The sequence below is a fragment of the Ningiella ruwaisensis genome, from assembly GCF_004798935.1.
Classification (GTDB): domain Bacteria; phylum Pseudomonadota; class Gammaproteobacteria; order Enterobacterales; family Alteromonadaceae; genus Glaciecola; species Glaciecola ruwaisensis.
The window spans coordinates 511,324-525,327 of the sequence record NZ_RAHT01000001.1 but is presented as its reverse complement, the minus strand read 5'-3'; the positions used below and the strand labels follow the sequence as shown (position 1 = coordinate 525,327).

The 14,004-nt window shown below is 46.2% G+C and carries 13 protein-coding genes; 6 read left to right on the top strand and 7 right to left on the bottom strand.

All coding sequences use genetic code 11. From position 1 onward, the window contains the following. Positions 1-2 precede the first annotated feature (2 nt). Positions 3-1,391 (top strand): conjugal transfer protein TraH, encoded by a 1,389-nt coding sequence (locus D6V41_RS02220; protein ID WP_136249843.1) that lies wholly within the window; start codon positions 3-5, stop codon positions 1,389-1,391. Positions 1,392-1,394: 3 nt separating this feature from the next. Further along, positions 1,395-4,964, top strand: a complete 3,570-nt coding sequence (locus D6V41_RS02215) for a conjugal transfer protein TraG N-terminal domain-containing protein (RefSeq protein ID WP_136249842.1) — start codon at positions 1,395-1,397, stop codon at positions 4,962-4,964. A 32-nt stretch (positions 4,965-4,996) separates the two neighbouring features. Here the strand turns inward: D6V41_RS02215 and eexR are convergent, their stop codons facing one another. From eexR to D6V41_RS02180, 7 genes are read right to left on the bottom strand one after another with little or no spacing between them, the layout of a single operon-like run. Next, the gene (eexR, locus tag D6V41_RS02210) at positions 4,997-5,428 is read right to left on the bottom strand and encodes an entry exclusion protein EexR (RefSeq protein ID WP_136249841.1); all 432 of its coding nucleotides are present in this window, start codon (positions 5,426-5,428) and stop codon (positions 4,997-4,999) included. 57 nt (positions 5,429-5,485) lie between these two features. Then, positions 5,486-6,019 carry a FlhC family transcriptional regulator gene (locus D6V41_RS02205; protein ID WP_000566755.1) on the bottom strand — a complete coding sequence of 178 codons (534 nt, stop codon included), beginning with the start codon at positions 6,017-6,019 and terminating at the stop codon, positions 5,486-5,488. Beyond that, positions 6,016-6,315, bottom strand: coding sequence for a flagellar transcriptional regulator FlhD (locus D6V41_RS02200; protein ID WP_136249840.1), 300 nt, complete (start codon positions 6,313-6,315; stop codon positions 6,016-6,018). The genes D6V41_RS02205 and D6V41_RS02200 overlap by 4 nt, the downstream gene beginning before the upstream one ends. Next, a complete protein-coding gene (locus D6V41_RS02195) occupies positions 6,312-6,860 on the bottom strand; it encodes a lytic transglycosylase domain-containing protein (protein WP_008843242.1) in 549 nt (182 codons plus the stop codon). Before D6V41_RS02195 ends, D6V41_RS02200 begins: the two co-directional genes overlap by 4 nt. After that, entirely contained in the window at positions 6,847-7,509 is a 663-nt protein-coding gene (locus tag D6V41_RS02190; RefSeq protein ID WP_136249839.1) for a DUF6475 domain-containing protein, read from the bottom strand. Before D6V41_RS02190 ends, D6V41_RS02195 begins: the two co-directional genes overlap by 14 nt. Continuing rightward, positions 7,496-8,365, bottom strand: coding sequence for a hypothetical protein (locus tag D6V41_RS02185; RefSeq protein WP_008843243.1), 870 nt, complete (start codon positions 8,363-8,365; stop codon positions 7,496-7,498). Before D6V41_RS02185 ends, D6V41_RS02190 begins: the two co-directional genes overlap by 14 nt. A 55-nt stretch (positions 8,366-8,420) precedes the next feature. Further along, the gene (locus D6V41_RS02180) at positions 8,421-8,666 is read right to left on the bottom strand and encodes a helix-turn-helix domain-containing protein (protein WP_425440828.1); all 246 of its coding nucleotides are present in this window, start codon (positions 8,664-8,666) and stop codon (positions 8,421-8,423) included. Between the two features lie 123 nt (positions 8,667-8,789). Here D6V41_RS02180 and D6V41_RS02175 point away from each other — a divergent pair, with 123 nt between their 5' ends. The 4 genes from D6V41_RS02175 to pseF all read left to right on the top strand — a co-directional run bounded on the left by D6V41_RS02175 (position 8,790) and on the right by pseF (position 13,999). Beyond that, entirely contained in the window at positions 8,790-9,437 is a 648-nt protein-coding gene (locus tag D6V41_RS02175; protein ID WP_136249838.1) for a LexA family protein, read from the top strand. Between the two features lie 256 nt (positions 9,438-9,693). Next, positions 9,694-11,280, top strand: a complete 1,587-nt coding sequence (prfC, locus tag D6V41_RS02170) for a peptide chain release factor 3 (RefSeq protein ID WP_136249837.1) — start codon at positions 9,694-9,696, stop codon at positions 11,278-11,280. A gap of 99 nt (positions 11,281-11,379) precedes the next feature. Then, positions 11,380-13,155 (top strand): arginine--tRNA ligase, encoded by a 1,776-nt coding sequence (gene argS, locus D6V41_RS02165; protein WP_136249836.1) that lies wholly within the window; start codon positions 11,380-11,382, stop codon positions 13,153-13,155. 127 nt (positions 13,156-13,282) lie between these two features. Then, positions 13,283-13,999, top strand: coding sequence for a pseudaminic acid cytidylyltransferase (pseF, locus tag D6V41_RS02160; protein ID WP_136249835.1), 717 nt, complete (start codon positions 13,283-13,285; stop codon positions 13,997-13,999). Positions 14,000-14,004: the final 5 nt, after the last annotated feature.

The following is a 14,004-nucleotide window of genomic DNA, read 5'->3' as shown; positions in this document are numbered from 1 at the left end:
CAATGAAAAAAGTATTCCGAGTATCGCTAATCGCCTGTGCGATTGGTTTTTCATCTATGAGCCAAGCAAGCTTGCAACAGGAGATGAACCAGTTATTTGGTTCAATGACCAACAGCACTGCGCCTGGTGTATTCGAGAGTCAGCGGCGTGGCGTTATATCTGGCGGAAGTGTTGTTGTTCGTAACAGGATCATGAACGAAAACCTCGTCTCTATGGTGCCTCCGTCATTCCAAGCTGGTTGTGGCGGCATTGATATGTTCGCTGGAAGTTTGTCATTTGTTAATGCTGATCAGTTCGTTCAATTGCTTCGCTCTGTGGCGGCAAATGCCAAGGGGTACGCATTCCAATTGGCGCTCAGCGCTATGTGTGAGAAATGCTCCCAGCACATGGAGACTCTGCAAAAGAAAATCCAGCAGTTGAACGAGTATTTTGGCAATTCCTGTCAAATGGCTCAGGGAGTCGTGAACGATACCTTGGCTGCTTTTGGTAAAAAGGGGCAAACAGAAGCCAGCATGTTGAGCTCTCTCAAAGGGGCTGGAGACGTTTTTACCAGTTGGAGTGAGTCCAACGGTAAGAACCCTTATGAGAATGCTTCAAGTGTCGCGGCATCTGATGTGAACAAAACGATTAAAGGTAACTTGGTCTGGCGAGCACTGAAACGTCACTCGGCATCAAGCTGGTTTGCATCGGGGGATGACCGTTTTCTTGAAGCGGTTATGTCCGTGACGGGCTCGATCATCGTTGGTGATTTAGCGAATGCGGCTGATGGTCAAGGTAAAGCCCCAAAACTGACCAGACTGAATGGCAATAAAGTGACTATTGAGCATCTAATTCATGGCGGTAACGTCGCTATGTACCGATGTGACACAGTGACACAAGACGGCTGTCTAAATCCGACAATCGCTAACGTGACCCTAACCGGGTTATCAACCCAGGTAGAAAATTTACTTCTAGGTACAGGTTCTAGTAACGGCATCATTTTTAAATTTGCTCGAAATACAGGGGCTGCTAGCACCACCGAAAAGGCTTTTATGACCTCGGCTCCCGCGAGCATTGGCGGCATGATTAGAACACTTTCTGCATTAAATGAAGGGGCTGCTAGGTCCTTTGCTTCACGAGCGGCTCCATTTATTGCTGTTGAGATGGCCCGAGCATTGGTTGAAGACATGCTCAACGCAGCTAGAAGCACATCGGGTGTGGAAGATCATGCCTATGCGAAGTTGTTAACGGAAGATCTTGAACGTGCACGTCGCCAAATCAATGAGGAGTACGCCGCGTTGCAGCGAAGATACGGCTCAGAGCAAGAATTGCTGGCGCACTTTAACCAAGTGATTCAGACCATTCGCAAACAGCGTTATTACACCGTTAAATCTACGGCGCTGGGGGAATAGGTCATGTGGGAAATCTATTCCATCGGGGATTCGGCTTTTTTAGAGCAGGTCCTGAACGCTGTCGCGATGATCACTGGTACAGGCGATTTTACTTCAATGGTTCGCATTGGCTTGCTCATTGGGGTATTGATGGTCTCTGTTCAGGCCTTAATGCAAGGTGGTCGTGGGATTAACTTTCAACATGTTTTAGTCTCATGGCTAGTCTTTGCAACCATGTTTGGGCCCAGTACCCGAGTGAGCATTGAGGATGCGTACACGGGACAAGTTCGAGTGGTTGATAATGTGCCCATCGGTGTTGCTGCCGCAGGCAGTACGATTTCGACTGTTGGCTTTCAAATCACGCGATTGTTTGAAACGGCGTTCTCAACTCCCGCCATGACGGAATACGGCTTTGCATCCAGTTTACAGTCACTGATTAAAGTGAGAAAACAGGTGATGGATCGCTCTGGGTTGGGTGATGCAAATCGTGTCGGTGGCTCAGATATCGAGCAATCGTGGTTTAACTACATCAAAGAATGCACCTTGATTGGCATCGACATCGACCAAAAGAACCTAGATCAGGTGCTGAGTGATCCTAACCCGATGACTGCGATTAGGTTTGATTCGCGCATATATGGCACACGCATCATGCTCAGTGGTAGCAGTAGCGATCTGGACTGCACCGATGCCTATAGCCAACTGAAACTCATGACAGAATCAACCTTCATTCCAAGGCTTAAACAGGTTTTGTCAGCCTCATTGGGGACTTCGTCAGCAACGGATACTGATGACGTGATCCGAAATGCACTGAATAATCTTGGTTTGGCCTCGGTTAACACCCAAGAGTACATGACCTCGTCGGTGCTTTTGCCTATTTATGAGCAAAGCGTGACGGGTAAGTATATGGATGATCAAGCTTTCACCGCAGCCGTGATGGTTAACCAAGCGATTGAGCAGCGCAATACGCAATGGGCGGCGGAGCAGACCCTGTTCCAAAGTATCGTTCGTCCGATGATGACGTTTTTTGAGGGATTCATTTACGCCATCACCCCTTTGATGGCCTTTGTGATAGCCCTTGGCCAAATCGGGATGCGAATGGCCGGGAAGTACTTGTTAATCCTGCTTTGGATTCAACTTTGGATGCCTGTCATGGCCATCATTAACCTATATATCCATTTAACTGTTGCTGTGAAAATGTCGGCTCTTGATGCCTTTGCAGGTACAGAAGTGCCATCTTTTGCTGGGATGATGCAGATGGATTCAGTGCTGCAAACCTGGATAGCTACTGGCGGCATGTTGGCGTCGAGTGTTCCGGCTATTTCGCTCATGCTCGTTTATGGCTCAGCAATAACCGCTACCCACTTGGCTGGGCGTCTTCAAAACGGTGATGCCATTGATGAAAAGATGGCAAGTCCAGATGTCGCGAAAAATGCCCCGGTAATGCAATCACAGTCAATGTTCCAAAATTCAGCCCTCACTGGTTCTGCTATGACCGGCGCGTCAAACCTACTAAGCAGTTTCTCTGTTGGAAACGCAGTGGGTTCAATGGTCGGCTCTACAAAAGAATCCATGACTCAGGCAACTCAAGCCTTTAGCCGTCAGGTTGGCAATACCATGAGTCGAACCTTTGGTGAAAAGCTAAGTTACGACAACCTTTCTTCGGTTGGACGTCAGATCGGTTCTTCTAATTCCTCATCTAGCGCCGTTGTTAATCAGGTCACTGATGACCTGCAAACACGGTATGGTTTCGGAGACGATAAAAAAGACGCTGTACGTGGCTTGGTATCTGGCGTGTTATCGGGAGGCCTAAGGGTCGGTGGAGATGGAACCATTACAAATACCGATGATAAAGAAGTAGCAGATAAAGGGTTCTTGGGAAGATTACTTGGTACAGGGGGGAATGACTCCCGACAAGGTAACTTGCCTGGAGTCGATAAGCCCGAATCCTCAAGAGTGCCAAAAATATCACGGTTACGAGCAGGCTTGGATTTAGGTGGAAACTTTAGTGGCCAAGTTGAGTCGTCAGAAGGCAGTTCTCGATCCACGACCGCAAATACGCTCACTGGGGAGATGCAAAGCTTGGCATCGAGTGATTCACGACGTGCTGAGTTTCGCGATGCCATGGTTAAGGACCTTTCAGATTCAAGACGTTCTGGCGTTGAAATGTCGTTGTCTAACCAAGACTATCAGTCACTTCAGAGTTCAGCACAAGACGTTATCACGGCATCAAACCGCTTTAGTGAGCTTGATCAGGCCAGCTACAGTCTATCAGGACAAAGGAACACGGATGGTGCGACGTTAACTCGATTAGCAGCGGATAATCCTGAAGTCATGGATTATTTAGGTCGCTATATGAACCAGCATGTTGAAGCAGGTAACCGATTACGTGAAAACCTTCCAATGTATCAGCGCTTGCTACCTGATGATAATCAGGCGTATGTGGCCGCAGCTATGGAGTCTTTAACCTATAGCAACTCATCGACGCCCGCTGAACGAGACAATGATTATCAAGCAGCAATGACGGTTATGGCCATGGCTACCGGAGCCGATTTACGATCAATTCAACCGCGCTCTAATGAAGGCTTGTCATCAGCTGCACCTACTTTTGGTGGCACTCAAAGCCAAGTGGAATCGGGTGTATTGGGCGGCTACGAGGATGCTGCAACTGTTCAAACTCAGTTCAACGCAGCTCAATCAGCTTACCAAACTAATTTGTCTGGTGTTGATGGACAACTGAATGCGCATCAGCAACAAGCCCAGCAGGCCGTAGCTTCTGACACAAGTACCTATCAATCTGGACTAAACAGTGAAGCTGGCTCTCAGTGGCGATCTCGCATTATGGCTGATGATAGCGGAGTCTCTGGTGCTGAAATGTTCTTCAACAGCGCCAGTGCTATTGGTGATTTCAGTGGCAAGCATACTGATGCAGCACTGCATACCTTGAATCACTTTGGCGAAGACTATGAGAGTTACAAAGAACAAGCGCTTGAAGATCCTGGCTCACGAGGTTTCTTGCACAACGCTACGGTGGCCAGCAAATCAACCTGGGATGGCTTAAAAGCCGCCGTTGATGCAGGAACCTCTTTGGAAAACCCATTGACGGCGTTTAATGATGCATACAGTGGATCGAGTTCGCAGTATGCTTCCGAAGTAAACTGGGGCACTAAGTCTGAAGCCATGTTGGCGGGGGCATTCGGTGCGGCAGTTAACAATCGATATGGTGAGTTCCTAGAGCAGTATGCTGATGATTTTAAAAAGGAAGCATACAGCGAAGGGCAGAGAATGGGATTGACCCCGATTCAAAGCCAAGTGTTCGCTCAAGCTTTCAATGAAGGTTTGGCGGGGCGCGTATTCAACTCTGAAGACTCATCGAGTTGGTCGCCTGAAATGCTTGGCCTAAGGGAGCAAATGCTAAATGAGTATCGTCAAAAAGATGAGAGTGGCGCTTACATCCCTGACAGTGTGTCTGAAGAAGATAAAGCATTTGTGGATAAGCAGATAGCGGTGATCTCAAATGCATCCCTTGCGGGAGATTATGCTCAGAACAACTTGATCGATATTAGGGCTTATAACCAGGCATCAGGAAGGAACTGAAAATAGAAGGTAGCCAGCTTGTGGTTGGCTGGCTATTTTTTTGGCCTTTTGGGGAGGATTGATGAGCGACCGTCTGCAAATTCGTTTACCCAGTACCAATATTTTTTTTCGCTCAGGCTTAGTTCTCGACCGGTATCTTTCAGTTGTCTTTGAAATAAATGGATTAGTCCGCTTAAGCCTAAGAAAGCTAAACCGACACATAAAATTGCCCAACTCGCTTGCCAATATGCGATTGCTAAAAACATAGTGGTGATGGTTATAAGGCCGATAGGACTAGCAGTTGCTTTGAATCCCAAGTAGCTGAAAAAAACGACGGTGCAGAACAGAAATGGCAGAGCCGCTAACTTGGCAGATGCCGTTAATATTTCTGATGGAAAAAAATGAGCCGCAGTCAAAGTCGCCAGAAAAAGCCCCAGTGATATAAACCAGCAGCGTGCTGGTAAAGATTTAAGTAAGTTTGTCATCTTCTTAGTACTCTCAAAGTGCACGGGAGGTGCACAATCAAATCATGCATCAGCATGTTAGTTCTCAAAAAGTGCTCTAGTGGTTTGCTCGGCCATAATCTCGCACACAGGGCATTTAAGCTGAATGCGCTGTTGAGATACCGTCAAATACAGACTACCGCATCGACACCGGTGTAAGGATGCAAGCTGTGATCTTAAATCACGAGCTAGAACCCAACCTTCATTGATGGTCAGTTTTTTCCAGGGGATCTCAGCTGGAAGATCTGCTTCTTTTCTTGCAACCAAGTACGCATCGTAAGCCTTCATCAAAGCATCAATATTTAATTGCTTGTAGACATTGTCACCACCAATATTGACATAAAGCGCCATCAGCAGGGAGCCTTCAACCAAGGCTCTTCTACTTTTAACGATGGCATCAGATTCTGGCAATTGACCAGGACAAGGTGACTTGCCAGTCACTTCTTTGTGCAGCCTTCTGATAATGTGGATTGGCAAACCTGTATCGAGCGCGATAATGGTTGTTCGAAATCCGTATTTAATAAGCAGCGAGGCTCGGGTAAATAGCTCACTTTTGGACAGGTTATCAATCATGCATCCCCCTTGTTGTTTAGGGTTGATAATAAATAAGCGATTCTTGGGATACCTGTGCCTTTGCTCTTCACCATCTCAATCAGTTGGCTTTGGTTACCCCTTGGTTGAAACAGCATGAATGATGAGGTCGCCACTCGTTGCAGGTCGTCAACACCAGCATTAATCAGAGCATCAACCACGTCGCGTGTAAGTCCAAAGCGCAAGACGGCCTCTTGCGGATCAATTCGCGCCAATTCTCGTGCTGTGTGTAGGTACGCCAAATTTAATTGATAGAAGTCTTGTTGATTGGTTGTCATTGACGGACCTCCAGTTCATGTAAAATATTGCGATAGATAGAAAGCACTCTTTGCCCATACCAGCGTGCACGCTCTTCGTTCCAACTGTGATAGCGGCCTATGCCAAGCTCTAAATCATTTGGTGAAGACTTGATTGCTTCGGCCAAAATACTTGAGCCGACCGTAAGGTTGGTGATGGGGTCTAGCAGTTCCGCTGCTGAGCTCACCCGATGCCCATGCCAATGCAAATTGATTTGCATAAGGCCAATATCGAGCTGATATTTTTCAGTCTCTTGCAGTGCCTGGTTTAACAGTTGCTCTGCTTCTGTCTTAGATTTGGCGTAGGTTGCGTTTGAACCATTGCGAATTGCGTATGGCCATGGACTGGTCATGTTGAGACCACGATGTGAGGCCGACTCAGCCAAGGCAACGGCGTAGAGCATGACTGGATCAATACCAACGCTTTGTGCTGCTTTTTCCCACTGATAGCCCGGAAACGCATAGACTGAAGTGCTTGCGGACATGGCTATCACTAGGGCAATGGTTTTTGCTTTAATCGTTTTCATTTTTGTCCTCTAATTGATTTCCGAGAAGCGCCTGAATGGCTTTCGGGCTTATTCTTTTTAATGGCACTGCGCTAAAGTCGGCGATGCCTCTCGTATAAACTTGTGCCGCTTTTGACCAGTTGCCTACGGCAACAGGCGCTTGCATATCAAATCCTTTTTGCTGGTTCTGATGGTCTGCAATACCCTGTAATAGCCTTGGGTATTCACCCACTTCGTCCCGTAGCAAGTAAGCCTGGTAGCGTGCTAAAAACTCTTTTTGCTTAAAGGGGTATTCCCTGTCATCAACCTTGCAGAGTTCAACCCATCCACCCATGTCTGAAATCACGCGGTGGATAAGCGCATCGTCAAACATCACGGATGTCCAAGCGCCAACCTGACGAACAGCCTTGTCAACTTTGTTCCAAGCAACCATGGCTCTTGAACCTGAGTTGCCGTCGATATGCTTGATGACGTCAGCGGGCTTTGGAAAAAATTGCCCAGTATCCGGTGATTGAATATGCCGAGTCAGACCGATTCGCACTTCTTCAATGCTATAAGCACGAAGGGCTTCAAATGCGATGGATAGCAATTGTGGTGATACGCTTTTGCCATACATGGCCCAAGCTGCTCCCCAAACTTCAGCAAACTCGCGTTTATCAACCTCCTGCACTTGAACGAACCTCCCGAATACCTGGTCCGGCCCAGCTTTCAGCAATGCGGCGATTGCTTTCTTCAATATTCAATTGGTGATTGCTGCCCTTTAGGCTCGTCGATGATTGCTGTACTTCATCAATGCGAACGTACTCGTCTTCCCATTGCCGGTTTAAAAGCCAGTTATGTGGCATAGGGGTCTTAGTCCGATCTTGATACTGTAATCGGTTGTCTCGTTGCTCTTTCCAGCGTGTTAGCACTTCCAAGGCGAGTTCATGGTCTTCATTGAGGCCCATGCGTAGCCATTCTTCTTTGGCTTTCGCTTTTTTTTCTTTGCGTATTTGTACATCCCAGAAGTCTTCAAACTGTATGTGGTCAACAGTTTTAACTGTTGGTTTATTGCTTCTCTCAGAGTCATCCGACCGTTGAGAGTCCCTTACCGGGTTGCCATCAGGCATAAACAATGATGAAAATTCTTCTGGTAGCCGAGCTTGAAAAGCGGCAAGAGATTTCAAAAGCGATGCCATACCAATGAAGTCGGCAGGTACATCTTTAAGCAACCGAAAGGCTGCCTTACCTTGGTTTGGGTTTTCGATTGGGTTGTGCTTCAGAAAGCTTCGAATCAAAGTCCAACCAGATGCCTCGCAACGAATAAGGAACTGATCTTGTTCTAACTCACTTAACGTCTTGGCAACCTGTTGCTCATCCCAGTTCAAGTCAGAAGCAACGTAACCAATCGGCAGTCGAAAGCAGCCAAGCAAATTACAATGTGGGCATGTAAGCAAATACAGTCCTAGCAACTTCGCTGAGTCACTCCAGGACAAAACATTTTGCTTTAGCCAAAAGCGGGTATAGACCTTGCCATAATCACGCATGGAGGAACTCGCTTTTGTGTTTACGTAAAATGCTGACCATTATTTGCCCTTAATCCTACTGGTTACTGGCTTTCAGCTCGCTTGGGCATTCGGGATAGATGTCCGGTCTTAACTGAGATCGGGTTACCTGTCCTTGCGTAGCTTGTTCGATGGGTAAAACGAATTCAGCGGGAACACGCCCTGATTTATTCAACCAAAACCAGACGTTTTGCTGTTTTGAGTTGATGGCTCTTGCTAATGCTGATTGCCCGCCGACCAAGTCAATGGCACGGCGGAGATGTTTTTGTGTCGTTTTGAACACTTCCATACCGTCTCCTGTTACAATAATAACTGTTACAAGATTGAATGTTACAGTTTAAACTGTAGATAAGTCAACAGTTAAAATTGTTGAAAGACTACAGTTTTATTTGTAGAATGCGGGCTTATGAAAACTTTATCCGAACGACTAAACCATGCCTTGCAGCTTACTGGGGTAACTCAGTCTGAGTTGGCTCGTCGCATTGGTATCAAACAGCAGTCGATCAGCCAGATTTGCTCTGGTAAATCGGCTAGGTCTCGTTACACCATGCAGATCGCGGAGGCGCTTCGCGTGAATGCTCATTGGCTCGCCACAGGTGATGGCGAGATTGGCTTGGGGGTCGGTAATGTAGAAGTCGGGCCTGATATTAAGGGAAGAATTCCTCTCATTAACTGGGTTCAGGCCGGTGATTGGACTGAAATAGCGGAGGGATTTGCCCATGAAGATGCTGAGGAGTGGCGTGAAGTCACTGGGAAAGCACATGAGGGTTGTTTCGCACTTCGCGTAAAAGGCGACAGTATGGAAAATCCAAGCGGAAAAAAATCCATACCTGAGGGGGCAGTGATCGTTGTTGATCCTGAGTTACCTTACTCTTCAGGTTCATTGGTTGTTGCGCGTTTGGATGATTCGAAAGAAGCAACCTTTAAGCAGTTGGTTATTGATGGTGAACAGAAGTATCTAAAACCTTTGAACCCGCAATACCCTGCAATACCGATCAACGGCAACGGCACCATCATCGGTGTAGTACGACAAGCTATCATCGATTTCTGGTAGCGAAGGAATTTGTGGTTTAGCCACAGTTGTTCATGAGCTGAAGAAGCAACGATTGCAAACAGCTACAACTGAGCATTGGCACACGCTGAGAGCAAATGGTAACCGATTAGATAACCATTGATTGTTTATAAAGTCAAGATCAGCGAAAATAGCGGCCAATTACGATTAACACGACGGATTTGACAAGCGAAGAACTGAAAAGAGAGTACTTCCAAAAGTGTGTACAAATCCGTGTACAAACTAAAAGAATTTATACATGGCAAACCAAGATTTTCTCAATGAAATCAATAAGCGAAGGACCTTTGCTATCATCTCGCACCCTGATGCAGGTAAAACAACGATTACTGAAAAGGTATTGCTGTTTGGTAATGCGCTACAGGTGGCGGGCACAGTAAAAGGCAAAAAATCAGGTCAGCACGCAAAATCCGACTGGATGGAAATGGAAAAAGAGCGGGGTATCTCTGTGACTACCTCGGTGATGCAGTTTCCGTATCGCGATCATTTAGTCAACTTATTAGACACGCCCGGGCACGAAGACTTTTCAGAAGATACCTACCGTACCCTTACAGCTGTAGATTCTTGCCTGATGGTTATTGATGCTGCAAAGGGGGTAGAAGATAGAACCATCAAATTGATGGAAGTCACTCGTCTTCGAGATACGCCCATTATTACCTTCATGAACAAGCTAGACAGGGACACGCGCGACCCAATTGAGCTGCTGGACGAAGTAGAAGATATTCTCAAAATAAAATGTGCGCCTATTACCTGGCCAATTGGCATGGGAAAAGAATTTAAGGGCGTTTATCATTTACTGCGCGACGAAACTATCTTATATAAAAGCGGCCAAGGCCATACCATTCAAGAAAAACGTGTTATAAAAGGCATTGATAATCCAGAGCTTGATACAGCCATTGGTTCATATGCTGAAGAACTTCGGGATATGCTGGAATTGGTGCAGGGGGCCAGTCATGACTTTGAACTCGAAGCGTTCTTAAACGGTGAGCTTACGCCCGTCTTTTTTGGGACCGCATTAGGTAATTTTGGCGTTGACCACATGCTCGATGGTTTGGTGGACTGGGCACCTAAACCGCAGGGCAGAATGACCAGTGACGAAGAATTTATTCCTTCCGAATCGGACAAATTTTCAGGGTTTGTATTTAAAATTCAGGCCAATATGGACCCTAAACACCGCGATCGTATCGCCTTTTGCCGCATTGTTTCAGGGAAATACGAAAAAGGCATGAAAATGCGTCATACCCGCATTGGTAAAGATGTCAGGGTTTCTGACGCTTTGACCTTTTTGGCCGGTGACCGTGCGTTACTGGAGGAAGCTTACGCGGGTGATATTATCGGATTACACAACCATGGTTCGATGCGCATAGGCGACACCTTCACAACGGGTGACGATTATCGCTTTACTGGTATTCCAAATTTTGCACCAGAGCTTTTTAAACGCATTCGTCTTAGGGATCCGCTTAAGCAAAAACAACTTTTAAAAGGTCTTATTCAGCTATCTGAAGAGGGCGCAGTGCAGGTGTTTAGGCCGCTTATCAACAATGATTTGATCGTAGGCGCGGTTGGTGTTCTGCAATTTGATGTTGTTGTGGCACGTCTCAAAGCCGAATACAACGTTGATGCCATGTATGAACATGTTAACGTGGCGACAGCGCGCTGGGTTTATGGTGATGAGCGCAAGGTCGATGAATTTAGACGAAAAGCTGAAAGTAATCTTGCGGTAGACGGGGCAGATAATCTCACTTACATCGCACCCACTATGGTTAATTTATCATTAGCGCAAGAGCGCTACCCTGATATCACCTTTGCTTCAACGCGTGAGCAATAAAGTAGATGATTGCAAGCACACGCGAACTTTTGACGATATAGATTACTCGCTGGCAATAACGAGACAAACGCGACACAAATTAGGAACAAGGGAAGCTGCATGTTAATTCAAGCAATATTGGTAGACCGGTTTAAGCAGGCCATTGAAAAGCTTATTTTGGCGCATAATGAGGCGGGTGCAAACATCGACGCAAAAACACTACCTGTGCCCTTAAGTAAAAGTACACGACCTGAATTTGGCGAATATCAATTCAATGGCGCCATGGCTTTATCAAAACAGCTTAAAAAAAATCCACGTGAAATCGCGCAAGAGATTTTAGAGCATGTCTCACTTGACGATATTGCCCATCACTGCGAAATAGCAGGTCCCGGTTTTATCAATATCCACTTGGATAGCAATTGGATTGCTCAACAAATTGAAGCGGCTAATGGCAATGCGCGTTTGAATGTTTCAAAGCAAACAAAACAAAAAGTTGTGGTGGATTATTCTTCTCCTAACCTTGCAAAAGAAATGCATGTTGGACATTTGCGAAGCACAATCATAGGCGATGCGGTAGTCAAAGTGCTTGAGTTTTTAGGCGCCGATGTAATACGGCAGAATCACATGGGAGATTGGGGAACGCAGTTTGGCATGCTTTTGGCGCATTTAAGTGACAAGCTAGAGCAGTCTCAAGCAAGTACCGCATTAAGTGACCTTGAAGATTTTTATCGTGAAGCAAAAGTCAGATTTGATAACGAAGAAGGCTTTGCCGACAGAGCGCGAGAATATGTCGTTAAGTTACAAAGCGGGGACGAGCAATGCTTGGCGCTATGGGAGCAGTTTATTGATATCTCCATATCACATAGTGAAGAGGTTTATACAAAGCTTGGCGTTTCTCTAAGCCGTGAAGATATCATGGGCGAAAGTGCTTACAATCCCGACTTGCCCGTTTTGGTAAAGGATTTGTTAGAGCGAGAAGTTGCTGTACGCGATCAAGGTGCTGTTGTCGTGTTTTTACCGGAACTTGCCGACAAAAACGGTAATCCGGCGGTTTATATTATTCAAAAGTCAGGTGGTGGGTATTTGTATGCCACCACTGACCTTGCTGCTATTCGCTATCGTTGTGGTAAATTGAGCGCCGATCGCACCATGATATTTACTGATGCAAGGCAAGCGCTTCACTTTAAACAGACTGAACTGGTTGCGCGAAAAGCGAACTACATGCCTGCATCCCATCACTATCAACATTGCCCTTTTGGGATGATGCTAGGAAAAGATGGTAAGCCTTTCAAAACACGCAGTGGCACAACTATCAAACTTGCTGATTTACTGGATGAGGCAATTGAGCGCGCGGCTAAGCTTATCGCGCAGCGCGCAGGTGATAAGTCGGATGATGAATTACAAGAAATTGCTCAAACCGTAGGGATTGGCGCAGTCAAATATGCTGATCTGAGTAAAAATCGAACCACCGATTACATCTTTGACTGGGATAGCATGTTAAGTTTTGAGGGCAATACCGCGCCTTACTTACAATACGCCTACACTCGTATTCGCAGTATTTTTAGAAAAGCGGATATTGAGATGGACAATTTTACAGCGCCGGTAACTGTTGCCAACCATTCTGATAATGAAAGCGAACGTGCCTTGGCGATAAAGCTGCTGCAGTTTGAAGATGCTCTGCTTGCTGTTTCTAATGAAGCAGCACCACATTTACTGTGCACCTATTTGTATGAACTCGCCAGCTTATTTATGAAGTTTTACGAAGCGAGCCCGATATTAAAAACAGATGTGGATGCGTCGCTCAGAGACAGCCGTTTAGGTTTGGCTGCCCTAAGCGCCAAAACCTTAAAGCAAGGCTTGTCCATGCTTGGTATAGACGTACTGGAGCAGATGTAAATCAGGCGCAAGACTTATCCTTGCATCCCATTTATTTGCTGTTATGCTTATTTGATGTGAAATCAGATGCTTAGCTGTTGCATTAGCGTTTAAAAAGCAGTTAAAGCAAATACTTGGCGTTGAACGTTTGAATATTGCCATTATTCCCGCACGAGGCGGAAGTAAGCGTATCCCCCGCAAGAATATTCGGCCTTTCCAAGGAAAGGCCATCATTGCTTATCCTATTGAAGCAGCACTTGAAAGCGGCGTTTTTTCAAAAGTCTATGTCTCTAGCGACGACGAAGAGGTGGGAGAGGTCGCAAAGCGATACGGGGCCAGTTTATTACCATTAAGGCCTGCAAAACTTTCGGATGACCACACCGGCACCAGCGCCGTAATGCGATACGAACTGTCCAATCTCGTGAAAGAGCAAACTGATAAGTCTGGTACTTCACTTAATCGCATAGACTATTGTTGCTGTATTTACGCCACTACGCCGTTACTTACTCCGGATGCGCTTCAAAAGGCCTGGGAAATGCTTCAGAGCAATCAAGGTCTTGACTATGTATTTAGCGCGGCACGCTTTTCTTTCCCAATTCAACGAGCCTTGCTTAAATCTGAGAACGGTGGCGTACAGGCTTTTGATCCTCAAAGTATTAAAAAGCGCTCTCAAGATTTGCCTGAGTGTTTCCATGATGCCGGACAGTTTTATTTTGGTAAAACCGATGCTTGGCTTCAACAAAACGCCGTCTTTTCTGAAAAGAGCGAAATGTTGATATTGCCTCCTCACAGAGTGCAAGATATCGACACGCCAGACGATTGGGAACATGCTGAGCGTTTGTATCGTTTATTACAGCAACCATGAAAAAT